The sequence below is a fragment of the Streptomyces melanogenes genome, assembly GCF_014649795.1.
Lineage (GTDB): Bacteria > Actinomycetota > Actinomycetes > Streptomycetales > Streptomycetaceae > Streptomyces > Streptomyces noboritoensis.
In genome coordinates this window covers 202,356-226,601 of sequence record NZ_BMTS01000007.1, presented here as the reverse complement: position 1 = coordinate 226,601, position 24,246 = coordinate 202,356, and the positions used below count along the sequence as shown (strand labels likewise).

The window sequence follows — 24,246 nt, the reverse complement described above, 5'->3', positions numbered from 1 at the left end:
CCGAGGCCGTAGCCCTCCAGGGTCGAGGCGACTTCGTTCGGCTGGGCTAGTGTGTCCGCCGCACATCGGAACGACATGCCTACTGGGGGAAACGTATGTCTGCCGTCGACGGCCCGGCACGGGCGACCGAGAGCGCCGTGGGGCACCGGGTCTCCACTCTGGAGCTCTTCTTCGACCTCGTCTTCGTCTTCACGATCACGCAGTTGACCGTGCTGCTCAGCCACGACCTGTCCTTCGCCCAGGCCGGCCGGGTCCTGCTGATCTTCGCCGTCCTCTTCTGGATGTACGGCGCCTACGCCTACCTCACCAACCAGGTGCCACCCGAGACCAACGCCCGCCGCATACCGCTGATCCTGGGCATGTGCGGCTTCCTCACCTGCGCCCTGGCCATCCCCCGGGTGTTCACCACGGACGGCGTCGCGTTCGGCCTCGGCTACGTCCTGGTCACCGTGGTCCACAGCGCCCTGTACGCCGTCCTGCACGGGCGGCACGTCCTCAGCTTCGCGCTCACCAACGTCCTCGCCGCGCTGTGCGTCACGGCGGCGGGCACCGTGAGCGGCCGGGCCGCCGAAGCGCTCTGGCTGGCCGCGCTGATTCTGCAGGCCATCACTCCCGTCCTCTCCAGCCGCATCACCACCGACGTCGACGGCGACCGCGTCCCGGTGACGGGCCGCGTCGGCGAACTCGACCCGGCGCACTTCGTGGAGCGTCACGGGCTGCTCCTCATCGTCGCGTTCGGCGAGTCCGTGATCGCCATCGGCGTCGGCTCCGGCGATCTCAAGCTGGACTGGGGCCTGTTCGGCGGCGTGGCCCTCGCTCTCGCCCTGACGACCGCGCTGTGGTGGACCTACTTCATCCGCGACGAGGAGGCCGCCGAAGAGGCCCTGCGGGCCGTGTCCGGGCTGGCCAGGTTCCGGGTGACGATGCTGGCGTACTACTACAGCTTCGTACCGATGCTGCTCGGCGTCGCGGTACTCGCGGCCGGGGTGAAGAGGTCCGTCGGGCACCTCCCGGACCACCTGCCGACCGCGCCGGCCCTCGCGTTGGCGGGAGGTGTGGCGCTCTTCCTCGCGGGAAACATCGCCTTCCGCGCGGTGCTGCGCATCGCGCCCCTGCGCTTCCGCACGGCCGGCGCCGCGGCCGTCCTCGCCACGGTCCCGCTCGGAACACATCTCTCTTCCCTGGCCGAGCTGTTCGCCCTGGTGCTCGTACTGATCGCGATGCTGCTTGCCGAAGCACGCTGGGCGCCTTGCGTACACGACGACAGGGCGAGTGCCGCCTGATGGCATAGTGCTCACACCCAGATCTGCCGTAGCACCGACCGCCAGAGCTCAGCGACGATACGAGGCCGTCGCGATCTCGACAAAGGATCGGATCAACGGGTTGGTGTCGCCTTCCTTCCAGACCGCCACCACCCGGCTCGGTGCCATGTCGACCAGCGGCACCACGGCCAGCTCTGCCGGGAAGTCGTACCCGAGCGGAGCCAGGCCGACCGTGCCGTTCCACAGCACGGCCTGCAGGCACTCCTGGACAGCGCGCACCACTGAGCCTTCGCGTGGCCTGCCGCCGTTCCAATACGACTGCCAGAGGGGGTCGGTGTCCTGCGGGAACTGGAACCAGCGGCGGTCGTTCAGCTCGGCCAGCCGCAGGCTGTCGCGGCGGGCCAGTGGATCGTCGGCGCGCAGGACCACACCGACCGGATCGGCACGCAGCACACGTGTCGTCAGGGCGGTCTCGTCGAACGGCGCCCGGGTCAGAGCGACATCGACCAGACCGCCGCGCAGCCCGCACGTGGGGTCGGTCAGGTCGGTGGCGCGGATGCGTATGTCGACGCCCGGGTGAGTGCGGCGGTAGGCGGCGGCCAGCCTGGACACTCCCGGGTCGGTGCTGTCGCCCAGTATGCCGACGGTGAGGGTCGCGACGCCGGCCGCCGCGCTCACGCGTACGCCGACACGGTCGGCGTGGGCCAGCAGGGCCCGCGCCTCGTCGAGCAGCACCGTGCCGACCGGCGTGAGCGTGACGCCGCTCGGCGAGCGGACGAAGAGCAGGGCCCCGACATCGGCCTCCAGCCGCTTGATCGCCCGGCTCAGCGGCGGCTGGCTCATGTGCAGTCGGGCAGCGGCCCGGCCGAAGTGGCATTCCTCGGCGACCGCCACGAAGTAGCGCAAGGTCCGTAGCTCCACGCGGCAACGATACCGATGAGGTATCAGCGCGGCGGAACGGGTTTTGGACGCGGGTACGGCCACGGCGGTGCAATTGTGAGCATGAGCGAAGAAACACCGACCAACGAGCCCCAGACCGTCCCTGCCGTATCCGTGGTGGGTCCCGACGATGGTGAGACGATCGTCCTGGGCACCACGCGCATGCGTGTTCTGGAGGACGGCAGTCACACCGAACACCGCCTGGCGATCGCCGAGTCCGTCCTCGCCCCGCACACCCAAGGACCGCCGCAGCACCGGCACGGCCAACACGACGAGGGTTTCTACATCCTCTCCGGCACCGTGCGGTTCACCGTCGGGGAGGAGGACTACGACGCGGTAGGGGGCACGTTCGTGATGGTTCCGCCCGGCACCCCTCACACCTTCGCCAACCCGACCGACCAACCCGCCGTCATGCTCAGCACGTTCACCCCCGACCTGTACCTGCGGTACTTCCGAGACCTCCACGACGTGCTCGCCGACGGCCGGTCGCTGACACCACAGGCCCATGCCGACGCGATGAGCCGATACGCGACCGAGCCCGCCGCCGACCTCGCCTGAAGCCGACGGAGGCTCGTCGGCACGTTCTCCCCGGTCCGACACGACGCCGGCCCCACGACCCCCGAGGTCCGTACGTGGCTCGGCTCCCGACCGGGACGGTGATGCTCCAGGCTGACGGCGCCGACGCTCCCCACGGCTCCACCAAGACGTACCACGCGTAAGGTGTGGGCGGGCGCGGTGAGATCACAAGGAGTTCGTGTGTCCGTCGTCAGCCTTGAGCACGCCACCGTCCCCGCCGACACGGGGGAGGTGACCCTCCTGATAGCCCGCCGGGTGGAGCCCGGCCACGAGGCCGCCTTCGAGGTGTGGGCGAAGGGGATCCTCGAGACCGCGGCCGCCTTCCCGGGCCACCTCGGCTACGGGCTCTTCCGCTCCTCCGGCGGCGACGCCCCCTGGTTCCTCGTCCACCGCTTCCAGGACACCGAGGCGTGCCGCGCCTGGCAGGAGTCACCGGAGCGGGCCGCCTGGTTCGCCGACTGCGAGGGACACCACCACACCGAGATCGCCCGGCGCGAACTGACCGGCATGGAGACCTGGTTCGCCAAACCGGGCTCGACACGGCCTGCGCCGCCGAGGTGGAAGATGGCGATCAGCGCGACCCTGGCGATCTACCCGATCTCCGTACTCGGCAGCCTCTTCCTCACACCACGTCTGACGCCGCTCCCCCTCCTGCTCGCCAGCGCGATCGTGGCCTGCGTCTTCAACATACTCATGACGTACGTGGCGATGCCCGCCGTGAGCAGACTCCTGCGCGGCTGGCTCACCCCGTAAGCGCCTTTGAGGTCGTCCGGTCCGGCCTGCTGCCGCGCCCCCGTGGTCAGCCGTTGAGGTTCCCCATCAGCTCGGGGGCGTAGCGGTCGCCGGAGACGACGCCGCGCGGGGCGACGGCTTCGATGGCGGCCAGCTCCTCTTCGGTGAGGGTCACGGTGGTGGCGGCGACGTTCTCCTCCAGGTAGCGGCGGCGCTTGGTGCCCGGGATGGCGGCCGCGCCCTGGTGCAGCACCCAGGCGAGAGCCAGCTGGGACGGCGAGACCTGCTTGGCGGTGGCGATGCGGCGGACTTCGTCGACCACGGCGAGGTTGCGGGCGAAGTTCTCGCCCTGGAAGCGCGGGTCGGTTCGGCGGAAGTCGTCGGCGGCGAAGTCGTCCGGGCTGGTGATCGCACCGGACAGGAACCCGCGTCCGAGCGGCGAGTAGGCGACCAGACCGATTTCGAGTTCGTTCAGGGTGGCCGCGACCCCGTCGTCCTCGATGCCGCGCTCGAAGAGCGAGTACTCGGTCTGGACCGCCGTGATCGGGTGGACGGAGTGGGCGCGGCGAATGGTCCGCGGGGCGACCTCGCACAGGCCGATGTGGCGGACCTTGCCGGCGTCCACCAGCTCGCCCATGGCGCCGACGGTCTCCTCGATCGGGACCTGCGGGTCGACCCGGTGCAGGTAGTAGAGGTCGACGTGGTCGGTGCGCAGGTGGCGCAGGGAGCGCTCCAGCGAACGACGGACGTACTCGGGACGCCCGTTGTGGCCCACGAGCGTGCCGTCGTCGGTGAACTCGATCCCGGTCTTGGTGGCGAGGACGGCCTGCTCGCGACGGCCGGCGAGGGCCTTGCCGAGGAGCTGCTCGTTGAGGAACGGGCCGTAGCTCTCGGCGGTGTCCAGCAGGGTCACGCCCAGTTCCAGGGCGCGGTCGATGGTGGCGAGGGACTCGGCCTCGTCGGTGCTGCCGTAGAAGGCGCTCATGCCCATGCAGCCGAGTCCTTCGGCGGAGACGGTCAGGCCCTGGCTGCCGAGGGTGCGGAGTTCCATGGTGATCTTCCTTGCTGTTGCGGTTCGTCCCGCTGGGTGTGGCTGGTTGGCTGTACGTACGGTGTGCGGCGGGGATGCTGTGCGGCTGCCGCAGCCGGCGGGGCGCGGAGCGGTCAGCGCACCCAGGCCCCGGTGAGGGTCTGGACCGCGGAGCCGTCGAGGTCGGCGAGGGTGGTGGCGACGAAGTCGCGGGCCCACTGCGAGGTCTGGATACGGAAGGGCGGGCGGTCGACGGTCAGGGCGTCCACGATCGGGGCGGCCGCCTCGGCCGGGGTCTGGGCGTTGCCGAACGACTGCAGGGTGCGCTTGATGTAGGCCTCCAGCGCCGGGCTGTAGGGCCCCGCGGCGGCGAGCAGCGCCGGGACGTCCAGGCCGAGATTGGCGACGAACTCGCTCGCCACCGCGCCCGGCTCGACCACGCTGACGTCGACGCCGACGGTCGCGGCGACCGGCGCGAGGGACTGCATGAAGCCCTCGACGGCGAACTTGGCCGCGCAGTACGCCTCGTTGAAGGGCTGGCCGACAGCGCCGCCGACGCTGCTGACGGTGATCACCCGGCCCTTCGACGCACGCAGGTGCGGCAGGGCGGCCCGGGTCACCGCCACCACGCCGAAGAAGTTGACCTCCATGGCCGCGCGGACGTCGTCGAGGCTGCTCTGCTCGATGGTGCCGACCTGAGCGGCGCCTGCGTTGTTGACCAGCGCGTCGAGGCGGCCGTGCTCGGCGACGACCTCGTCCAGGCAGGCGGTGACGCCGGCGGCGTCGGTCACGTCCAGGCGCTTGACCTGGATCCGGTCCGCGACACCCGCCTCGTCGGCGGCCTTGAGCAGGGCCTCGGCCTTGCCGGTGTCGCGCATGGTGGCGATGGTCGTCCAGCCCGCCCGGGCGGTGCCGATGGCGGCGGCCAGGCCGATGCCGGAGGACGTACCGGTGATCAGAACCGTCTTCGGGGAGGTCATGAGGGCTTCCTTGCAGGGGGAGGGGAACGGGCCGACACCCGTAACCGGGGAGTTCCCCAGTTATCCGCAACGGTAAACGGGGAGCTCCCCGGTTGTCCAGCTAGACTGGCCCCTGACGAAGAGGAGCAGCCTTGACCACCAAGCCGAGCGTGTTGCGCGCCGATGCCCGCCGCAACCGGGAGCGCATCCTCGAAGCGGCCGTGCGCGCCTTCTCCGAGAAGGGGCCCGACGTGGCGATCGACACGATCGCCAAGGCCGCGGGCGTCGGCTCAGCCACGCTCTACCGCCACTTCCCCACCCGCGAGGCACTGGTCGAGGCGGCCTACCGCAACGAACTGGCCCGGGTCTACGACAGCGCCACGACGCTCCTCGCCGCCCATGCGCCGGACCGGGCGATCCGCCTGTGGATGGACGCCTTCATCGACTACCTGGCCGCCAAGCAGGGCATGGCGGACGCCCTGCGGGCCGCGGTCGCCTCCGGCGCGGACCCCTTCGCCGAAACCCTCGACAAGCTCGGCACCGCACTCACCACCCTGCTGCGCGCGGGCGCCGACGCCGGTCTCCTGCGCCCGGACATCGACCCCTTCGACGTCGGCTTCAGCCTGGCCGGCGTCGCACTGATCACCAGCGCTCCCGACCAGCGCGAGCGGGCCGGCCGCCTCCTCGATCTGCTCCTTGACGGGCTGCGGTACGGGGCGGATGGGCCGCCGGTTAGCTCGTGACCCTGCTCTGGCCGCCTTCACCACCCACACCGGAGGCATCGAGTCCTGCTTTTGGCTGCCGAGGCGGTACGGGGACAGCGGGTGCGGTTCCTGGCCGAGGCGCACCTGCATTCGGCAGGGCGGTTCTGACGACCGTCGTGGTCAACCTGGCCGCTCGTGCGCGGCCGCGGCACGTGAGCGCGCGGGGGATCCCGGGCTGGGGTAGCGGGCACAGCGTGGAAGACGATCCCTCAAGCGCTGCCAGGACACCCGCCTGCTACGTGCCCAGACGCCTTCCCCCGAATCGGGAGTCAGTCCCAGTCAGACGCCGGTTGGTCGACGCGGCCGCCCTTGTGCGGTGCGGCGATGTAGTCCTTGGCGCCGTGGGGCAGTGCGTCCACGCACTCGGACGAGCAGGCACTGACCAGGAGGGGCAACACGTCCGTGGCCACACGGATCGAGATCCATACCTGGTGGAGTCCCCACTGCTCGATCGGCCGGTCGCAGACACTGCAGCTGTGCACAGCGGTGGCTCCCCAGCGCCGGGGATCGAGACGTGCCGGATCGAGTTCGGCGGCGGAGTCCTGGGAGGGCTGGAGCCGCGGAAATGGCGGCCGCAGCTTGTAGTTACCGAACAGCGCGCGGGTGCTGACCGTGCTGCGGATCAGGTTGCGGCAACGGGTGATCTCGAAAGGGAACCAGTGGAGCCGGTAGGAGGTGTAGGGCGTGAACTCCTCCAGACTGGTCATGGCCCCGATCTCGGGCGGGATCCGCACCAGGTTGCTGCCATAGAGCACGAGGTGCCTGACCGCGGTGAGCTTGGAGATGCTCGGCGGCAGGGTGACGACCTGCCGCCGCTCTTCGGCGCTGAGCTCGGTCAGGGGGCGGAACTCCTCGCGGCCATCGGCGGCAGCCTCGTCGACCAGCTCCAGCAGGTGCTGCCAGCCCGGGGCGGAGGTGTCCTGCTGTTCGGTGTGGAACCCGACCCTCGCTCGAGGATGCGGCTCGGACTGGGAGAAGCACGAGCAAAGGTCCCGGTAGGATCCCCGCCCACCTCGGGCCGGGTCTGGTGTGTCGCCCCAGCGGTTCACGTAGAGCGTCGGCTCTCCCTCATCCGTCATGGCGTCACGATACGGAGAATGCCACGAGCTCTCCCAGCGATTAACTGACCCAAATCGACCTCGACACCCTCATCATTCGAGACGACACCACCACCCGCCCCTGTGTATGGCCGACAGCCTCGCCAGCAGCCCAAGGGGCCACTCCTCGCGCGCCTCGCCGTGCTGCTCACGGGGCAGACCACAGCCTGCCCCCTCAACGCCGCCCGCGTCGTCCCCATGTCGGACTCGTACCGCTCGGCCAGTGGCTATCCCTGGTCACCGGGAGGCCGACCTGGGCTGATCACTCAGCTCCGTTGTTCCTGCCACGGCTGTAAGACCGAGGGTGGGATCTCGGTGCAGGTCTCGACAAGGATGGCGCGGGAAGGGCCGGTCCTCCAAAGCGAGTCGGCCGGGCTGACGAAGATCCTTCGCGGTTCTGCCGCGGCCAGGGCGGTGGCGGCGGCTCACGGAAGCGATCCGGCCGCTGACAGCGAGGCAGGAAGATGAGTATCTGCGCTCATGCGAGCCGGCCAGGCTCGGAGCCACGCTGGCCGCATGGTCACCACTTCGACACGCGCTCGCTCCTCCCGGAGCACTCTGGCCGCCACCGCTGCCGTTCTGATCATTGCCGTGCCCGTTGCCACCTGGTGGCTGATCGGGCAGCAGAACGCGAATGGTCTTCCGCCGTCCGATCTGGACTACGCGGTTCGCCCCCTCTCCATCGGGTCGGGCCAGGAAACGGCGTTGGGCGCGGCCGCGCTGCTGCTGACCGCCGTGGCGACGGCGGTCCTGCTGCGCGCCACCCGTCGGCAGCGGTTCGACCCTCGGTGGTGGCAGGCCATCCTGCCGCTGCTCCTTGCCGGACTGCTGCTGGGCGTGGGCTGGCGGATCGTCACAGCCGGGGTGATCGGCGCCAACATCGGCGCCGCCTTCACCGTCTTCTTCGGCGGCCCCGTATTCGCTGCCCTGGTGGTGGGAGCTGTGGTCCGGGGGCTTTTGCTGCACTTCGCCGGGGGCACTGACTGACCCGGCCGACGAGCACACCCAGGCGGTCGTCTCCGTGGGTGCGACCGGCGTCCCCTTCCAGGCCCCGCCCATTCGCCGACCGCACGTCGCGCGGTCTCGGTCACGTACCGCATCTGCGGCAGCGCACCCACCTGACGCCCTCCCCCAGCGCCGCGCCGACATTCGCCGTTCCCCGCGCCCGGCCGAATGCCGGCGAGCCCTCCGCTTGACCTTGACACAGTGACAAGCCCTTCACTGCTCGCCAAGGAGGTGGTCCGATGACGATCACACAGCAGGACACGGATGTAATACGAGCACTCCAGGGGCTGGAGGACGACCGCTCCTCCGTGCGGCTGCGGGCCGCTCTGGCGGTCGGTACGGCGCCCGACCCTCGGTTCGTCGGCAAGCTCCTCGAGCGCTGCGCGGTCGAGCCGGAGTTCTTCGTCCGCGACATGCTGACCTGGGCGCTCACACGGCACCCGGTGTCCCTGACGCTCCCCGAGCTGATCCGTACGGTCGACTGCGAGCAGCCGCAGGCGCGGAGTCAGGCGCTGCACACGCTGTCCAAGATCGGAGACCGGCGGGCGTGGCCGGTGGTCACACGGGAGTTGCTGTGTGACGCCGACGACGAAGTCGCGCGAGCCGCCTGGCGGACCGCAGTCGTCCTCGTGCCGGAGGGCGAGGAGCCCGCGTTGGCCGCGGTGTTGGCGACACAGCTCGGGCGCGGCAACCGGGAGACCCGGCTGAGCCTCAGCCGGGCGCTGGTCGCGCTGGGGGACGCGATCGTACCGGCGCTGCGTGCTGCGACGTCGGCCCCTGACGTACGCGCACACGCGCTCGCCACCCAACGCCTGCTGCACGACCCGGACACCGGGTTCGAGTTCGCGATCGAGGAGGCGAAGCGCGTCGTGGCTCTTGGTGGGGACAGGCAGGAGGGAAGATAAGACGTGTTGATCGGTGAGGTGGCGCGACGTTCCGGGGTCAGTGCCCGCATGCTCAGGCATTATGAATCGCTCGGTCTGGTACAGCCTTCGGGTCGTACGGGCTCCGGCTATCGGGAGTACGCCGCCGAGGACATCCGGCGGATCTTCCAGATCGAGAGCCTGCGGTCGCTGGGGCTGTCGCTGCGCGAGATCGGGCGCGCGCTCGACGACCCCGGCTCCGCTCCGTCGGCACTCGTCGGCGACCTCATCCGACAGACGCACGAACGCATCGCGGCGGAAACCGAGCTGCTCACGCAGTTGCGCCGGATCGAAGCGGCGGAGCCCGGCGACTGGGAGGACGTCCTCCAAGTCGTCGCGCTCCTCCAGGCGCTGGCGTCGAAGAGCGCCGACGCACGCCAGCGCGCGGCCCTGTCCCCGGTCGCCGAGGTGCCGGTGGAGGCCCTGGTCGAGGCGGTGCTGAGCGAGACGGAGCCGAACGTCGCCGGAGCCCTTCGATGGGCACTGGCGCGATCGGGCGACGGCGGCCCGGCCCTGCTGGCGCAAGGCCTCGACTCCCCAGTGGCCGCCGTGCGCGAACGTGCCGTTCGCTCCCTCGCCGAACTGCCCGACGGCGAGGCCACCGAGCACCTGCGAGCCGCCCTCGCGCACCCCGACGCCGTGGTCCGCGGGGTCGCGGCCCTGGCACTCGGCACACGCGGAGTGGCCGAGGGGATCCCCACGCTCATCGACATGATCGAGCAGGGCAGGAACGACACCGACGCCGCCGATGCGCTGAGCGTCCTGGCGAGCGACACCACGACGGCGGATCGGATCGCGACCGCGCTCGTCGACCGCCTCGCCCACGACGCCACCGAGCCGCCCGCACGCGGGCGGCTGACCCAGGCACTGGCGGGCATCCCGGGTGCGACAGCGTCACGTGCCCTCGTGGAGCTGTCGCACGACGAGGAACGCGCCGTCGCGCTGACCGCGACGTACCTTCTTCAGCTGCGCGCGGCAGGGTGAAGGATCCGGCCCCCTCAACGGCCACGGCCGCAGTGCCCAGCCCGCTCGACCCATGGCTTCAACCGTCAGGTTGATGACACCAGTTGGGCCCGGCGCTAGCGTCGGGCGATGCGTACGAAGATCACGACGCTCGGCGGCTCATGGCCACTCCGACGGCGACGGCAGATGTTCGACATCGCGCTCGCCGCCGCCATCGCCGCGAGTGCCTGCGTCACCGGACACGAATACCATCCCGCCGGATGGGCCCCCTTCGACGGCCGCGCCTATCTGCTCAGCTGCCTGGTGGCGCTTCCCCTGGTCTGGCGGCGGGCGGCCCCGATGTCCGCCCTGGCCGCCACGTGCGCGGCGTACTCGCTGTATCTGGCTCTCGGATACCAGCCCACGGTGAACTGGTGGGCGCCGATGATCGCCCTCGTCAGCCTGACGGCGCGACGGTCCCTGCGGATGGCCGCCGTGGGCGCCGTACTCACGTGCGGGGCTGTGCTGCACAGTGGACTGGCGGGTCACCTGTCACTGGTCATGGCCGCAGGCCAGGCCCTGCTCATCTCCCTCGTCGCCGTCTTCCTGGGCCGCACTCAGCGCCTGTTCACCGAACGCAACCATGAACTCAGGCGGCTCACCGAGCAGTTGAAGCGGGAGCAGCAGGAGCGGGCCCGGCGGGCGGTGGTCGACGAGCGTATGCGTATTGCCAGGGAACTGCACGACGTCGTCGCCCACCACATGTCGGTGATCACGGTCCAGGCCGGACTGGCCGGATATGTCTTCTCCTCGGAGCCCGACACCGCCCGCGCCGCGTTGGACAACCTCGCCGGGGCCGGCCGTGAGGCACTGGCGGACCTGCGCCGGCTGCTGTCCGTGCTCCGGGTCGACGTCGACGAGGACGACATCCCCGACCCGGAGGAAACCACGGCGTCCGCGCTCAGCAGGCTCGACGACCTTGCCGCGCGCGTGAGGGCGACCGGTGTCGACGTCGCGATCCGGACCGAGGGGAGAGCCCACCTCCCTGCCTCCAGGACTGGAGATGTGCGCGTTCCGGGTCGTACAGGAGGCACTGACCAACGTCGTCAAACACGCACGCGGAACCCGGGCGGAGGTCACCGTCACGTACCTTCCGGATGCACTCCTCATCACCGTGCGCGACGACGGCGGCACCGCAGATCCCGTCGCATCCCCTCACGGCTCCGGGCAAGGCTTGATCGGCATGCGCGAGAGAGCAAAAGCCTACGGAGGTACGCTGGTTGCCGGTGCGCGACGCGAAGGGGGATTCGAAGTCCGGCTCACCCTGCCGACCGACGACGCGCGACACGTATCGGAAACTGCTTGACCGCGGTGGACATCACGGGGAGCCCGCTGTGACCAGAGTGCTGGTTGTGGATGACCAAGACCTCATTCGGGCAGCACTGGCAGCCATCCTGCGCGCCACCCCCGGATTCACGTCCGTCCTGGAGACCGCGGACGGCGAGACGGCCGTGACCATGGCAGCCGAACACCACCCCGACGTGATCCTGATGGACATCCGTCTGCCGGGCATGAACGGCATCACCACGACCGAGCGCATCCTGGCCCAGCGCACCTCCCCCACACCCAAGATCATCGTCCTGACGACCTTCGACACGGACGAGTACGTGTACGGCGCACTGCGCGCCGGTTCCTGCGGCTTCCTCCTCAAGGACATCCCGCCGGACCGCCTCATCGCCGCGATCTCGGCGATCCGGTCCGGCGACATGCTCTTCGCGCCGTCCGTGACACGCCGACTGATCGAGGCCTACGCACCACGACCGGGCGAGGCCGCCCGCCGACCCGAGAGCCTGCACCAGCTCACCGTGCGCGAGACGGAAGTGCTCCGATTAGTCGGAAAGGGCCTGGCCAATGACGAAATCGCCCATGAGCTGTATGTGAGCGAGTCGACGGTCAAGACCCCTATCCACCGCACCATGCACAAACTCGACCTGCGCAGCCGTGCCCAAGCCGTCGTCACCGCGTACGAGGCCGGTCTCGTGGTGCCGCGCGGCACAAGGTAGACCCCTTCAACAGGGTCCGACCGACGGCGTACGCGCAAGGCGATCCGAAAGGCTGCGGTGTCGATCGAGCAGGTCGAGCGCCTGGCCTCGCACCCCGAAGAATTCCAGGGAGTTCGATGGGGGGCCGTGCCATGATCGCAGGATGGCCTTCTCATCATCAGGACAGGTTGCGACCCCCGTACTGGACATCGCCTACGAGTACGCGGGTGATCCCGCTGCCACCCCGGTGATCCTGCTCCATGGATTCCCCTACGACGTAAGGGCGTTCGACGACGTCGCCACGGGCCTGGCCGGTCAGGGTGCCTACGTGCTCGCACCGTATCTGCGCGGCTTCGGGCCGACCCGGTTCCGGGACGCTACGACGGTCCGCTCCGGACAGCAGGCAGCGCTCGCCCAGGACCTGTTCGACTTCATGGACGCGCTGGACATCGAGAGCGCCGTCCTCGCGGGTTACGACTGGGGCGGCCGGGCCGCGTGCATCGCCGCCGCCCTGCGTCCCGAGCGCGTCCGGGGCCTGGTCACGGTCGACGGCTACAACATCCAGGACCTCGCGCACGCCGGAGAACCCTCCGCCCCGGAATGGGAGCGCACCTACTGGTACCAGTACTACTTCCACTCCGAGCGCGGGCGCCTCGGTCTTGAGCGCAACCGCGACGACCTGTGCGAGCTGCTCTGGCGCACCTGGTCGCCGACCTGGGCCGGTGCGAGCGCGGCCTTCCCCGCCAGCAGCCCGAGCCTGCACAATCCCGACTTCGTCGACGTGGTCATCCACTCCTACCGGCACCGGTTCGGCCTGGCCGAGGGCGACCCCCGCTACCAGGAACTCGAAGACCTCATCGCCGCCCAGCCGCCGATCACCGTCCCCACCGTCGTACTCGAAAGCGGCGACGACGGCGTAGGCGGTCCGAGCGCGGCGGAGGACCGCGACTGCTTCACCGGACCGTACGAACACCGGCTCCTGCCGGGAGTGGGACACAACGTTCCGCAGGAGGCTCCCGGAGCGTTCACCGACGCCGTGGCCAGTCTTCTGACCCGGTAGCCGGGCAGGCCCTCTCCAGGGGTGGCCGAGCAGCCCGAAGACGGCGACATGCCCGCCACCGGGTGCGGCGGCGAAACCTGCCATGCTGGGCGGGTTCGGTTCGATCCTCACACCATGGAGGCATTGATGCGTGCAGGCGTCGTGGTCACCGCGCAACCCGGTGTGGAGGACCTTGCCGTACGGGCCGAGGAGTTGGGCTTGGACAGCTTCTGGGTCAACGACACCCCGATGGTCCACGGCGACCCCTTCGTCGCCTTGAGCCTGTGCGCGAAGGCCACCAGCCGCATCAGGCTCGGCATCGGCGTGACCTCACCGGCGCTGCGCTCGGCTCCGGCCACCGCGAGCGGGCTCGCCAGCCTCAACGCCCTGGCACCGGGCCGGATCATCTGCGGAGTCGGCACCGGAAACACCGCCCGGCGCACCCTGGGCATGCGGCCGACCACGACGGCCAGGCTGGAGAACTTCACCGCCACACTCCAGGACCTGTGCGCCGGACGTGCGACCCAATACCGCGAGGGCAACCGGGTCCGCGACATCCGGTTCCTGCACGCCGGGGCGCAGGTGAACACCGCCGACCCGATCGAGTTCGTCGTGGCCGCGCTGCTCGGGCCGAAGGCCGCCGCCGTCGCCGGGCGCCGTGGCACCGGCCTCATCTCGTTCGGCCTGCTGGACCCCACCGCCTGGCACGCGCTGCACGACACCCGCCGCCACTCCGCCCAGGGCACACCCCGCGACCCCGACTCCCACAGGGACTCCTACCTGGTCACCGCGCTCCACCTGCTCGACGAGGACGAGGACCCCCACGGCGACGCGGCCCGAGACGCGACGGGCCACCTCGTCCTGTCGCTGCTGGCCTTCGCCGCCGACACAGCCGCCGACACACCCTCCCTCGCCGAGCAACTCGGCCCCGAGGAAGGCGCGGCGGTGCGGAAGCTCCTCGACCGGCGCGGCACCACCGCCACCGCCCCGGACCGGCACACCAAGCTCTACCCCAACTACCTCGGACGCATCGCACCGCAGGACCGGGACCTGGTCCTGCCCTCGCTGATGAACACCCTGGCCCTGGTCGGCACCCGCGACGACCTCCTCGCCCGCATCACCACCCTGGAACAGGCCGGCGTCGACGAACTCCTCATCCAGCCGGTGGTCGACCCGCCCACCGAAATGGCCCTGCTCGCGAAACTCCTCACCTGAGCCGACCCGCCTGCCGCATACGCCGGACCGAACCCGCGACGCGACCGCGGCCCGCACATCGCAGGAAGCAGGAGTGCGAGGTGCTCATGAATGCGACACCTGATTCCACGAGACTCCGCGAAAGCCCCTCGCGCCGCTCCCCAATCGGGAAACACGCCTTAGCATGCGCGTCATGCGTGCGTTCTTCACAGTTGATCAGCGGCGGTTGTCGTTTCTGGACTTCGGTGGTCCGGGACTCCCGATCCTGGCATTTCACGGGCATTACAACGAGGCCTCGGTGTTCGCCCCGCTGGCCGAGGCGCTGGCGCCGCAGTGGCGAGTGATTGCTCTGGATCAGCGCGGGCACGGTGAGTCCGACCGTGCCGAGAGCTATCAACGGGCCGATTACGTCGCTGACATCGCCGCCTTCCACCGCCATCTCGGACTCGGCCCGGTGCCGGTTCTCGGCCACTCCATGGGCGGTGTGAACGCCTATCAATACGCCGCCCGGCACGCGGACCAGGTCACCGCTCTGATCGTCGAGGACGTCGGCGCCGTCGTCAACGCCGACTGGTCGTTGACTACGCAGCTGCCCCGCTGGGCACCGTCCCACCAGGCACTGGCATCGGCACTCGGCCCACTGGCGCCCTACCTCGAGTGCTGCTTGCGCCCGTTCGAAGACGGATGGGGATACTCATTCGACATGGATCACACGGTGCGGTCCCACAAAGCCCTCACCGGCGACTATTGGGGCGACTGGGAGAAGGTGACGTGCCCGACCTTGCTGATCCGAGGAACGGACAGCGTTGTACTGACGCAAGAGCACGCCCGGGAAATGATCGCCCGCCGGACCGGGCAGGCTCGGCTGGCCGAACTCCCGGCCGGGCACGTCGTGCATTGCGACGCCCCCGACCAGTTCACCGCTACCGTACGCACCTTCCTGTCCCAACTCCCCACGGCACGTCAGAAACGGACCTCCTCGCAGGCCCGGCCGCGCGAGACATAGCCGCCATTGGTGTGCTCCCAGCCCTCGGCGCAGATCACCGCCCGGTTGGGGAGGTCGCGCCCCACCCGTACGGTGTACTTCTGGTGGTAACCCCAGAACCCCGTGGCGCTGTTCTGGTCGAGGCCGCCACCCCAGATGTGGAAGTGGCCGGTGAAGTCGCCGCCCCAGGTCGTCGACGCGGACACCTGCTCCACGCGCAACCCGCTGCCGTCCACGGCGATGCAGGTCCGGCCGTTGCATCCCGCCGCACCGGCCAACGCCGTCGACGCACCCGCGGCCATCACCGCACCGACACAGGCCGCGCTCACGCCCGCCCGCACCAGCCACCGTACGTTCACACCCACACTGCTGCCCATTACCCCAAGCCCTTCCGAGTCGACCACTACGGCAAGGGGATCTTGGCAGCACGCGTCACCGGGTACGCCGTCTTCAGCAGCCCAGGCCTCCTTTCCCACCCCTATGGGTGAACACCCGGCACAGCCGACCGCGTGGTCTCAGCCGGTGGTCCCCCTCGTTGACATTCCCCTGGCAGCATGCCTAAGTTGCGGCACAGGACTGGATGCACCACAACCGGAGAAGTGATGGTGGCAGCGATGTACGCAGCTGACGGGACGGCCGCATGGCGGCGCCTCGGCCGCGTCCTGCTGTGCACGAACCGCTCCGTCGACCTGCTCCGCGTCAACAGCGCGCTGTGTACGGCCACTTGTCGCACCCTCTGCCAGGACTGACGACCCTCTGCGGGCTTCCGGCTTCCTGAGCCTCATGGCGTTCTGAGCCTCCTGGCGTTCTGACTCTTTTCACGGCCGCCGCCCTCGCGGTGCGGTCCCTCCCTGCCCGGCCCCGTTCACCGTGCCACCGCGCGTCGCGCCTCGTACCGAGCCGTTCCCGCTCGGTTCGATGCCGCCGCTTCCACGGTCCGGGCTGTCCGAATCCGCTGGAGCCCTCGATGAGTGAATCGCCCGGCATCACCGTGTCCTCCGGATCAGCTTCACCCGAGGCCATGCCCCTCCCCGACGCTCCCGCTGCGCCGAAGCCCCCGACGGCGCAGCGGGTGATTCCGCTCCGGCATCCCGGTCGCTGGATCGTCACGGCCGTCGTCCTGGTGCTGGCCGCGCAGGTCCTCCACGGACTGGCGACCAACCCCTTCTACCAGTGGGACCGGTTCGCGTACTGGTTCCTGCGTCCGGCGATCCTCGACGGGCTGCTCATCACCCTGGAAGTCACCGCCTACAGCGCGGTGTTGGGGCTGCTGGGCGGTGTCGTACTGGCTCTGGCCAGGCTCTCCCCCAGCCCGGTGCTGCGCGCGGTCAGCTGGCTCTACACCTGGCTGTTCCGGTCGGTGCCGCTGATCGTGGTCCTGCTGTTCCTGTACAACTTCAGTGCGCTCTACCAGACGTTGAGTGTGGGCGTGCCGTTCGGTCCGGCCTTCTTCACCTTCGACGAGTCCCGCCTGGCCACCGACATGGTCGTCGCGGTCGTCGGACTGAGCCTGAACGAGGCCGCGTACGCCTCCGAGGTGGTACGCGGCGGGCTGCTCTCCGTCGACCAGGGCCAGCACGAGGCGGCCGCCGCGCTGGGGCTGCCCAAGCGGCACCAGTTCGCGAAGATCGTGTTTCCCCAGGCGCTGCGCTCCATCACCCCGAACTACGTCAACCAGCTGATCGGCCTGGTCAAGGCCACGTCGCTGGTCTTCTACGTCTCGTTGCTCGACCTGTTCGGCTCGGTGCAGAGCATGGGCGCGACCTACCCCGGCGACATCGTGCCGCTGCTCCTGGTCGCCACCACCTGGTATCTGATCCTCACCAGCATCGTGTCCGTCGTCCAGTTCTACGTCGAGCGGCACTACTCGCGGGGCGCGCTGCGCACGCTGCCGCCGACCCCGTCGCAGAAGGTGTGGCGGGCTCTGCGCGAGCTGCGCGCCCGCGTCCGCACGGAGACGGCGATGTGAGAGGCGACCCCACCCCACCACGTTGCCCCGCTCCTCCCCGAACCCGCACAAGCAGCCTCCCGTACCGCACCAACCACCGGGCACACACCTCCCGGACAACGGACAAGGACACCCATGCGCACCCTCGCTCTCCGCAGCACACTCCTCCGCGGCGTCGCCGCGTCCGCGGCCGTCGCCTCCCTCGCCGCCGGGCTCTCCGCGTGCGGCGGCGACAGCGACGCCGCCACCAAGCCCGTCAGCGCACCGGCCGGGACGGTCACCGTCGGCGCGCTCTCCAACGGCGCCGCCAAGGAGACCGCACTGAAGGTGTCCGAGGTGAAGTCGATCAGCGCCAAGCTGCCCAAGTCCGTTGCCAAGAACGGCACCTTGGTGATCGGCGTCGGCGCGCTGCCCGCCGGATCCCCGCCGCTGCAGTACGTGGGCCAGGACCAGAAGACCCTCACCGGCGCAGAACCCGACCTCGGCCGGCTGGTCGCCGCGGTCCTCGGACTCAAACCGGAGGTGAAGAACTCGACCTGGGAGAACCTGTTCGTCGGCATCGACAGCGGCAAGGTCGACGTGGCCTTCTCCAACGTCACCGACACCGAGGAGCGCAAGAAGAAGTACGAGTTCGCCTCCTACCGGCAGGACAACCTCGCCTTCGAGGTGCTGAAGAAGAACACCTGGGAGTTCGGCGGCGACTTCGAGAACCTGGCCGGCCGGACCGTCGCGGTGGGTGCCGGAACCAACCAGGAGAAGATCCTGCTGGAGTGGAAGGCGAAACTGGAGCGGGAGGGCAAGAAGCTCACCGTCAAGTACTACCAGGACAACAACGCCACGGCCCTGGCCCTCTCCAGCGGCAAGATCGACGCCTCCTTCGGCCCCAACCCCGGCATCTCGTACCACGTCGGCCAGACCGCGAAGACCCCCAACCCGACGCGTAACGCGGGCAAGTTCTCCGGCGCGGGCGCGACGCTCCAGGGCCTCATCGCGGCCACCGCGAAGAAGGACAGCGGGCTCGCCGGGCCCGTCGCGGAGGCGATCAACTACCTGATCAAGAACGGCCAGTACGCCAAGTGGCTCGCCGCCTGGAACCTTTCCAACGAGGCCGTCACCACCTCCCAGGTCAACCCGCCGGGCCTGCCGCTCGACAACTCCTGACACCCACCCGCTCAGCGGTCTGTGCGGCGGCGCCCTGTCCATGAGGGGTCACCCCACACCGCCGCCCAACCCGACGCGATCCCACGTACCACGTACCGGACAGCAAGGCTCATCAGGAAGGCGTCTCCCCTGTGTCCACATCGCTCTCACCCCTGCACCTCGCCGCCGCCCTCGACGGCGCGGGCTGGCACCCGGCCGCCTGGCGCGAGCCCGTGTCCCGTCCCCGCGAGTTGCCGACCGCCGCCTACTGGGCCGATCTCGTCACCGAAGCCGAGCGCGGTCTGCTCGACTTCGTCACCATCGAGGACGCGCTCGGCCTCCAGTCCTCCCACCTCACCGAACCCGACGAGCGCACCGACCAGGTCCGGGGCCGCCTGGACGCGGTCCTCATCGCCGCTCGGGTCGCCCCGCTGACCCGCCGCATCGGTGTCGTACCGACAGTGGTGGCCACGCACACCGAGCCGTTCCACATCTCCAAGGCGATCGCCACGCTCGACTATGTGAGCACGGGCCGCGCGGGTCTGCGCGTACAGATCGCCCCACGCCCGAACGAGGCCGCGCACTTCGGACGCCGTACCGTCCCGCCACTGCCCGCCGGGGGCTTCAACACACCCGCCGCTCAGCAGGCGCTGCGCGGCCTGTTCGACGAGGCGGGCGACTACGTCGAGGTCGTGCGCAGGCTCTGGGACAGCTGGGAGGACGACGCGGAGATACGCGATGTGGCCACCGGCCGCTTCGTCGACCGCGACAAACTGCACTACATCGACTTCACGGGCGAGCACTTCAGCGTCAAGGGCCCCTCGATCACCCCCCGTCCGCCCCAGGGACAGCCGATCGTCAGCGCCCTGGCCCACGCCACCGTGCCCTACCGGCTGGTGGCGCGGGCCGCCGACATCGGATACGTCACCCCGCACGACCGCGCTCAGGCCCGTGCGATCGTCGAGGAGATCCGTACCGAGCAGACGGCGGTCGGCCGCGCCGAACAGACCCTGCACATATTCGGTGACCTGGTGGTCTTCCTGGACGACGAGCCCGGCGCCGCCCGGGCCCGGCGGGAACGCCTGGACGCCCTCGCCGGCTCTCCGTACACGAGCGACGCCCTGATCTTCACCGGGACTCCGGTCGAACTCGCCGATCTCCTGCAGGAGTGGCAGGAGGCGGGGCTGAGCGGGTTCCGGCTGCGGCCCGCCGTCGTCGGCCACGACCTCCCGGCCATCACCCGCGAGCTGGTGCCCGAACTCCAGCGCCGTGGCGCCTTCAGGGCCGCCTACGAGGCCGACACCCTGCGCGGGCTGCTCGGACTGCCCCGTCCCGCCAACCGCTACGCCGCCCCCACGACCGTCTGAGCCCCAAGGACTTCCACCATGAGCAAGCCGCTCAAGCAGATCCACCTCGCGGCCCACTTCCCCGGTGTCAACAACACCACCGTGTGGAGCGACCCCGAGGCCGGCAGCCACATCGACTTCAGCTCCTTCGCCCACTTCGCGCGTACCGCCGAACGCGGCAAGTTCGACTTCCTGTTCCTCGCCGAGGGACTGCGGCTACGCGAACAGGGCGGCAGGATCTACGACTTGGATGTCGTGGGCCGCCCGGACACCTTCACCGTCCTCACCGCTCTGGCCGCCGTCACCGAGCACCTCGGTCTGACCGGCACCATCAACTCCACCTTCAACGAGCCGTACGAGGTGGCCCGCCAGTTCGCCACCCTCGACCACCTCTCGGGCGGCCGCGCCGCCTGGAACGTGGTCACCTCGTGGGACGCCTTCACCGGTGAGAACTTCCGGCGCGGCGGCTTCCTGCCGCAGCAGGAGCGCTACTCGCGGGCCAAGGAGTTCCTGTCCACCGCCAACGAACTCTTCGACTCGTGGCACGGGGACGAGATCGTCGCGGACCGCGAGAGCGGCACGTTCCTGCGTGACGCGCGGGCCGGAGCCTTCGTGCACCGGGGCCCGCACTTCGACATCCAGGGGCAGTTCAACGTCCCGCGCAGCCCGCAGGGACGCCCGGTGATCTTCCAGGCGGGCGACTCCGACGAGGGACGCGAGTTCGCCGCGTCGAGCGCGGACGCCATCTTCAGCCGGTACGCCGCCCGGGAGCAGGGCCAGGCGTTCTACGCCGACGTCAAGGGGCGGCTGGCCCGCTACGGCCGCGAGCGCGACCAGCTGCTGATCCTGCCCGCCGCGAGCTTCGTCCTCGGCGACACCGACGCCGAGGCGGAGGAACTGGCCCGGGAGGTGCGCCGCCTGCAGGTGAGCGGGGCCACGGCCATCAAGCACCTGGAGTTCGTCTGGAACCGCGACCTCTCCGCGTACGACCCGGACGGCCCGCTCCCCGACATCGACCCCGACCTGGGCGAGCACACCGTCGCCCGCGGCCGGGCCCAGGTGCGGATGTACCGCGATCCGCTGGCCACCGCCCGCGAGTGGCGCGAGCTCGCCGCCGCCAACAAGTGGTCGATCCGCGACCTGGTCATCGAGACCGGCAACCGGCAGAACTTCGTCGGCTCCCCGGCCACCGTCGCGGACACCATCAACGACTTCGTCCAGGCCGACGCCGCCGACGGCTTCATCCTCGTCCCGCACATCACCCCGGGCGGCCTCGACCCGTTCGCCGACCGGGTCGTCCCGCTGCTCCAGGAGCGCGGCGTCTACCGCACGGAGTACACGGGCACGACGCTGCGCGACCACCTCGGCCTGGCCCACCCCGGCGACGGGCGCGAGGGGCGTGCGGGTGCGGCCAGGAGTGCGTAGAGCCTGTCTTCCCGTCTCCGGCGGCAGGCGCTGACGCCACGCGGTCAGCGCCGCCGCCCCGGAGGCGGCCGGAGCGGTTGCTCCGGGTCAGCGAGGGCTGAGGAGGCAGAACTCGTTGCCCTCGGGGTCGGCCAGAACCGTCCAGGAGATGCCGGACTGGTCGATCCCGGGGTCGGTGGCGCCGAGAGCACGCAGCCGGGCTTCCTCCGCTGCCGGGTCGTCACCGCGGTAGGGGCTGACGTCGAGGTGGACGCGGTTCCACACACTCTTCGTGTCAGGGGTCCGCACGAACTCCAGGTAAGGGCCGACGCCATGGGCGGAGCGCATGCTCGCGTGGTCGTCGGCGACCTCGTGCAGCTTCCAGTCCATCGCCTCGCCCCAGAACCGGGCCATCGCCCGGGGGTCGGCGCAGTCGACCACCACCGCGGCGATCGGCCCGGTGTCCCCGTAGACGGGGCGGGGCTCCAGGACACAGAACTCGTTGCCCTCCGGGTCGGCCATGACCGTCCAGGGAACATCGCCCTGACCCACATCGGCGAGCGTCGCACCGAGACCCTTCAGGCGCGCGACCAACTCCGCCTGATGGGCGGGCGAGGTGGTGGCCAGATCCAGGTGCACCCGGTTCTTGACCGTCTTGGGTTCCGGGCGGGCGATGAGGTCGATACAGACGGCCGAGGGGTCGGGGTAGGTGATGCCCACGGGTTCGAGGTTGGTCACGCCAGGGCCCTCGCTGTCGATACCCCAGCCGAGCGCCTCCGCCCAGAACCGCCCGAGCGCGGAGTCGTCGTGGGCCTTCATATTGATCTGCACAAGTCGTGTTGCCATGCCGCAGATCTTAGACACCGGGAGCAGCGGATGGGCCGATGGGCGTCGCTGGCGACCGGCGTCCACGCCGGTGCACATGTTTGCCGAGCAGATGCGCCGTAGACACTTCTTTTCAAGCGTGTTGCGGTCTCCTGTTCCCTCCATGTCGGCGTGTATCGGGGCCTTGTCCTTCCCATGAAGAGGCGGGTGGCAAATCCGGCATGAGCGGCCGAACCCCCTTTTATGCCACGTGACATGTGCGCGACGGACTGAGAGTGTCCCTGCTCATCAAGGCAGTTCCTCCTTGAACGGTTGGGCGGCGATCCCGTCCAACTCCCCATGACCTTCTGGAGAATCCCCATGTCTTCGCTTTCCCCCACTGGTGGCAGGGCTCGTCGTCTCGCCCTCACGTCCGGCGCCGCCGTACTCACCGGCGCCCTGCTCGCCGCCGGTGCCGCCACCGCATCGGCGGGTGCCGCTCCGGAGCGCCACGACGCCACCTCCGTCGCGGCCACCGCCCAGGCGCTCGGCCTCGGTGCCAAGGAGGAGCTGGTCGTCAAGGACGTCATCAAGGACACCGACGGCACGGTCCATACGCGCTACGAGCGCACCTACGCCGGTCTTCCGGTCCTCGGCGGCGACCTCATCGTCCACCGTGCGGCCGACGGCACGGTCAAGGACGTCACCAAGGCCGTCAAGGCCGACATCAAGGTCGCCTCGCTCACGCCGAAGCAGACCCCGACCGCCGCCACCTCCGCCGCGGTCAAGGTCGCCAAGGCCGCGAAGACCACGGGTGCCGCCGCCACCGGCGATGCTCCGCGCAAGGTCATCTGGGCCGCCGACGGCAAGCCCGTCCTCGCCTACGAGACCGTCGTCACCGGCACCCAGCACGACGGTGTCACCCCGAGCAAGCTGCGCGTCATCACCGACGCCAACACGGGCAAGAAGCTGTACGAGATCCAGCTGATCAACGACATAGCCGGCGGCATCACCGCCAAGGGCGGCTCCGGCGCCGCCACGGCGGGCGGCGCCCAGGTCGCCGCGGTCGGCACCGGCGCCAGCCAGTACAGCGGCACCGTCAGTCTGAACACCACCAAGTCGTCGACGGGTTACACCCTCGTCGACAGCGTGCGCGGCGGCTCCAGCACCGTCGACCTCAAGCACAAGACGAGCGGCAAGGGCACCGTCTTCACCGACGCCGACAACAAGTGGGGCACCGGCAGCCCCGCCAACAACCAGACCGCCGCCGTGGACGCCGCCTACGGCGCCGCCCAGACCTGGGACTTCTACAAGAACGTCCTGCACCGCAACGGCATCAAGAACGACGGCCGCGCCCCGGTCTCCCGCGTCCACTACGGCAACGCGTACGTCAACGCCTTCTGGGACGACAGCACCTTCACGATCACCTACGGCGACGGCGACGCCAACAAGAAGCCGCTCACCCAGCTCGACGTCGCCGGGCACGAGTTCAGCCACGGTGTCACCTCCGCCACCGCCGGCCTCGAGTACTCCGGCGAGTCCGGCGGCCTGAACGAGGCCACCTCGGACATCTTCGGCACCGCGGTGGAGTGGAACGCGAACAACGCCCAGGACAAGGGCGACTACCTGCTGGGCGAGAAGATCGACATCTTCGGCAACGGCAAGCCGCTGCGCTACCAGGACAAGCCCAGCAAGGACGGCCGCGGCTCGGCCGACTACTGGAGCGCCAGCGTCGGCGACCTCGACGTGCACTACTCCTCCGGCGTCGCCAACCACTTCTTCTACCTGCTGTCCGAGGGCAGCGGCGCGAAGGACATCAACGGCGTGCACTACGACAGCCCGACCGTGGACGGCTCCACGGTCACCGGCATCGGCCGCGACAAGGCCGTGCAGATCTGGTACAAGGCGCTGACCACGTACTTCACGTCCACCACCGACTACCACGGCGCCCGCCAGGGCACCTTGAAGGCGGCCGCCGACCTCTACGGCGCGAACAGTGCCGAGGCGAAGGCCGTGGACGCCGCCTGGGCCGGGGTGAACGTCAAGGGCTGACCCCTCAACTCGACCGCGCGGCGCCGCACCGGTGTGCAACCGGTGCGGCGCTGCCACGACACC

At 69.9% G+C, this 24,246-nt stretch carries 24 protein-coding genes; 18 read left to right on the top strand and 6 right to left on the bottom strand.

The window, feature by feature from the left end:
• Positions 1–95 precede the first annotated feature (95 nt).
• Positions 96–1,283, top strand: a complete 1,188-nt coding sequence (locus IE252_RS17640) for a low temperature requirement protein A (RefSeq protein WP_190090382.1) — start codon at positions 96–98, stop codon at positions 1,281–1,283.
• Between the two features lie 48 nt (positions 1,284–1,331).
• Here the strand turns inward: IE252_RS17640 and IE252_RS17635 are convergent, their stop codons facing one another.
• Complete coding sequence (locus tag IE252_RS17635; RefSeq protein WP_229848484.1) at positions 1,332–2,183, bottom strand: LysR family transcriptional regulator; 852 nt, start codon at positions 2,181–2,183, stop codon at positions 1,332–1,334.
• Positions 2,184–2,264: 81 nt separating this feature from the next.
• Between IE252_RS17635 and IE252_RS17630 the strand changes: the two genes are divergently transcribed.
• The gene (locus IE252_RS17630; RefSeq protein ID WP_190090381.1) at positions 2,265–2,759 is read left to right on the top strand and encodes a cupin domain-containing protein; all 495 of its coding nucleotides are present in this window, start codon (positions 2,265–2,267) and stop codon (positions 2,757–2,759) included.
• A 198-nt stretch (positions 2,760–2,957) separates the two neighbouring features.
• A complete protein-coding gene (locus IE252_RS17625) occupies positions 2,958–3,530 on the top strand; it encodes an antibiotic biosynthesis monooxygenase (RefSeq protein ID WP_190090380.1) in 573 nt (190 codons plus the stop codon).
• 46 nt (positions 3,531–3,576) lie between these two features.
• On the opposite strand, the gene IE252_RS17620 is transcribed toward IE252_RS17625, so the two are convergent.
• On the bottom strand, positions 3,577–4,560 hold the full coding sequence (locus IE252_RS17620) for an aldo/keto reductase (protein ID WP_190090379.1): 984 nt from the start codon (positions 4,558–4,560) through the stop codon (positions 3,577–3,579).
• Positions 4,561–4,673: 113 nt separating this feature from the next.
• On the bottom strand, positions 4,674–5,519 hold the full coding sequence (locus IE252_RS17615; RefSeq protein WP_190090378.1) for an SDR family oxidoreductase: 846 nt from the start codon (positions 5,517–5,519) through the stop codon (positions 4,674–4,676).
• Positions 5,520–5,650: 131 nt separating this feature from the next.
• On the opposite strand from IE252_RS17615, the gene IE252_RS17610 reads away from it, so the two are divergent.
• Entirely contained in the window at positions 5,651–6,241 is a 591-nt protein-coding gene (locus tag IE252_RS17610; RefSeq protein WP_190090377.1) for a TetR/AcrR family transcriptional regulator, read from the top strand.
• Positions 6,242–6,531: 290 nt separating this feature from the next.
• Here IE252_RS17610 and IE252_RS17605 read toward each other — a convergent pair whose 3' ends face one another.
• Positions 6,532–7,341, bottom strand: coding sequence for a leucine-rich repeat domain-containing protein (locus IE252_RS17605; protein WP_190090376.1), 810 nt, complete (start codon positions 7,339–7,341; stop codon positions 6,532–6,534).
• A gap of 609 nt (positions 7,342–7,950) precedes the next feature.
• On the opposite strand from IE252_RS17605, the gene IE252_RS17600 reads away from it, so the two are divergent.
• The 8 genes from IE252_RS17600 to IE252_RS17565 all read left to right on the top strand — a co-directional run bounded on the left by IE252_RS17600 (position 7,951) and on the right by IE252_RS17565 (position 15,510).
• Complete coding sequence (locus tag IE252_RS17600) at positions 7,951–8,346, top strand: hypothetical protein (protein WP_229848482.1); 396 nt, start codon at positions 7,951–7,953, stop codon at positions 8,344–8,346.
• 257 nt (positions 8,347–8,603) lie between these two features.
• A complete protein-coding gene (locus tag IE252_RS17595) occupies positions 8,604–9,269 on the top strand; it encodes a HEAT repeat domain-containing protein (protein ID WP_190090374.1) in 666 nt (221 codons plus the stop codon).
• Positions 9,270–9,272: 3 nt separating this feature from the next.
• Positions 9,273–10,271 (top strand): MerR family transcriptional regulator, encoded by a 999-nt coding sequence (locus tag IE252_RS43980; protein WP_190090373.1) that lies wholly within the window; start codon positions 9,273–9,275, stop codon positions 10,269–10,271.
• A gap of 108 nt (positions 10,272–10,379) precedes the next feature.
• Positions 10,380–11,627, top strand: a complete 1,248-nt coding sequence (locus IE252_RS44515; protein WP_444545952.1) for a sensor histidine kinase — start codon at positions 10,380–10,382, stop codon at positions 11,625–11,627.
• Complete coding sequence (locus IE252_RS17580; protein ID WP_190090372.1) at positions 11,624–12,292, top strand: response regulator; 669 nt, start codon at positions 11,624–11,626, stop codon at positions 12,290–12,292. Before IE252_RS44515 ends, IE252_RS17580 begins: the two co-directional genes overlap by 4 nt.
• 142 nt (positions 12,293–12,434) lie before the next feature.
• Positions 12,435–13,331, top strand: a complete 897-nt coding sequence (locus IE252_RS17575; RefSeq protein ID WP_190090371.1) for an alpha/beta fold hydrolase — start codon at positions 12,435–12,437, stop codon at positions 13,329–13,331.
• A 126-nt stretch (positions 13,332–13,457) separates the two neighbouring features.
• Entirely contained in the window at positions 13,458–14,525 is a 1,068-nt protein-coding gene (locus tag IE252_RS17570; RefSeq protein WP_190090370.1) for an LLM class flavin-dependent oxidoreductase, read from the top strand.
• A 172-nt stretch (positions 14,526–14,697) separates the two neighbouring features.
• A complete protein-coding gene (locus IE252_RS17565; RefSeq protein WP_308434542.1) occupies positions 14,698–15,510 on the top strand; it encodes an alpha/beta fold hydrolase in 813 nt (270 codons plus the stop codon).
• Here IE252_RS17565 and IE252_RS17560 read toward each other — a convergent pair.
• Positions 15,468–15,866, bottom strand: a complete 399-nt coding sequence (locus IE252_RS17560; protein ID WP_190090368.1) for a hypothetical protein — start codon at positions 15,864–15,866, stop codon at positions 15,468–15,470. The genes IE252_RS17565 and IE252_RS17560 overlap by 43 nt on opposite strands.
• A 237-nt stretch (positions 15,867–16,103) precedes the next feature.
• Between IE252_RS17560 and IE252_RS43975 the strand changes: the two genes are divergently transcribed.
• The 5 genes from IE252_RS43975 to IE252_RS17540 all read left to right on the top strand — a co-directional run bounded on the left by IE252_RS43975 (position 16,104) and on the right by IE252_RS17540 (position 21,348).
• Entirely contained in the window at positions 16,104–16,238 is a 135-nt protein-coding gene (locus IE252_RS43975) for a hypothetical protein (protein WP_268248411.1), read from the top strand.
• Between the two features lie 218 nt (positions 16,239–16,456).
• Entirely contained in the window at positions 16,457–17,458 is a 1,002-nt protein-coding gene (locus IE252_RS17555; RefSeq protein WP_190090367.1) for an amino acid ABC transporter permease, read from the top strand.
• Between the two features lie 114 nt (positions 17,459–17,572).
• On the top strand, positions 17,573–18,598 hold the full coding sequence (locus tag IE252_RS17550; protein ID WP_190090366.1) for an ABC transporter substrate-binding protein: 1,026 nt from the start codon (positions 17,573–17,575) through the stop codon (positions 18,596–18,598).
• A 131-nt stretch (positions 18,599–18,729) separates the two neighbouring features.
• On the top strand, positions 18,730–19,944 hold the full coding sequence (locus tag IE252_RS17545; protein ID WP_190090365.1) for an LLM class flavin-dependent oxidoreductase: 1,215 nt from the start codon (positions 18,730–18,732) through the stop codon (positions 19,942–19,944).
• Positions 19,945–19,962: 18 nt separating this feature from the next.
• Positions 19,963–21,348: an NtaA/DmoA family FMN-dependent monooxygenase gene (locus IE252_RS17540; protein ID WP_190090364.1), complete on the top strand. Its 1,386-nt coding sequence runs from the start codon at positions 19,963–19,965 to the stop codon at positions 21,346–21,348.
• Between the two features lie 87 nt (positions 21,349–21,435).
• Here the strand turns inward: IE252_RS17540 and IE252_RS17535 are convergent, their stop codons facing one another.
• A complete protein-coding gene (locus IE252_RS17535; protein ID WP_190090363.1) occupies positions 21,436–22,173 on the bottom strand; it encodes a VOC family protein in 738 nt (245 codons plus the stop codon).
• A gap of 339 nt (positions 22,174–22,512) precedes the next feature.
• Here IE252_RS17535 and IE252_RS17530 point away from each other — a divergent pair, with 339 nt between their 5' ends.
• Positions 22,513–24,183, top strand: coding sequence for a M4 family metallopeptidase (locus IE252_RS17530; protein ID WP_190090362.1), 1,671 nt, complete (start codon positions 22,513–22,515; stop codon positions 24,181–24,183).
• The last annotated feature ends 63 nt before the right edge of the window (positions 24,184–24,246 follow it).

Bases quoted from the DNA above. Each gene is read 5' to 3' on its own strand.
- IE252_RS17630 (WP_190090381.1), top strand. From the start codon at position 2,265: ATGAGCGAAGAAACACCGACCAACGAGCCCCAGACCGTCCCTGCCGTA.
- IE252_RS17560 (WP_190090368.1), bottom strand. From the start codon at position 15,866: ATGGGCAGCAGTGTGGGTGTGAACGTACGGTGGCTGGTGCGGGCGGGC.
- IE252_RS17620 (WP_190090379.1), bottom strand. From the start codon at position 4,560: ATGGAACTCCGCACCCTCGGCAGCCAGGGCCTGACCGTCTCCGCCGAA.
- IE252_RS17550 (WP_190090366.1), top strand. From the start codon at position 17,573: ATGCGCACCCTCGCTCTCCGCAGCACACTCCTCCGCGGCGTCGCCGCG.
- IE252_RS17540 (WP_190090364.1), top strand. From the start codon at position 19,963: ATGAGCAAGCCGCTCAAGCAGATCCACCTCGCGGCCCACTTCCCCGGT.
- IE252_RS44515 (WP_444545952.1), top strand. From the start codon at position 10,380: ATGCGTACGAAGATCACGACGCTCGGCGGCTCATGGCCACTCCGACGG.
- IE252_RS17605 (WP_190090376.1), bottom strand. From the start codon at position 7,341: ATGACGGATGAGGGAGAGCCGACGCTCTACGTGAACCGCTGGGGCGAC.
- IE252_RS17640 (WP_190090382.1), top strand. From the start codon at position 96: ATGTCTGCCGTCGACGGCCCGGCACGGGCGACCGAGAGCGCCGTGGGG.
- IE252_RS17530 (WP_190090362.1), top strand. From the start codon at position 22,513: ATGTCTTCGCTTTCCCCCACTGGTGGCAGGGCTCGTCGTCTCGCCCTC.
- IE252_RS17555 (WP_190090367.1), top strand. From the start codon at position 16,457: ATGAGTGAATCGCCCGGCATCACCGTGTCCTCCGGATCAGCTTCACCC.
- IE252_RS17535 (WP_190090363.1), bottom strand. From the start codon at position 22,173: ATGGCAACACGACTTGTGCAGATCAATATGAAGGCCCACGACGACTCC.
- IE252_RS43975 (WP_268248411.1), top strand. From the start codon at position 16,104: ATGTACGCAGCTGACGGGACGGCCGCATGGCGGCGCCTCGGCCGCGTC.
- IE252_RS17595 (WP_190090374.1), top strand. From the start codon at position 8,604: ATGACGATCACACAGCAGGACACGGATGTAATACGAGCACTCCAGGGG.
- IE252_RS17570 (WP_190090370.1), top strand. From the start codon at position 13,458: ATGCGTGCAGGCGTCGTGGTCACCGCGCAACCCGGTGTGGAGGACCTT.
- IE252_RS17565 (WP_308434542.1), top strand. From the start codon at position 14,698: ATGCGTGCGTTCTTCACAGTTGATCAGCGGCGGTTGTCGTTTCTGGAC.
- IE252_RS17575 (WP_190090371.1), top strand. From the start codon at position 12,435: ATGGCCTTCTCATCATCAGGACAGGTTGCGACCCCCGTACTGGACATC.
- IE252_RS17615 (WP_190090378.1), bottom strand. From the start codon at position 5,519: ATGACCTCCCCGAAGACGGTTCTGATCACCGGTACGTCCTCCGGCATC.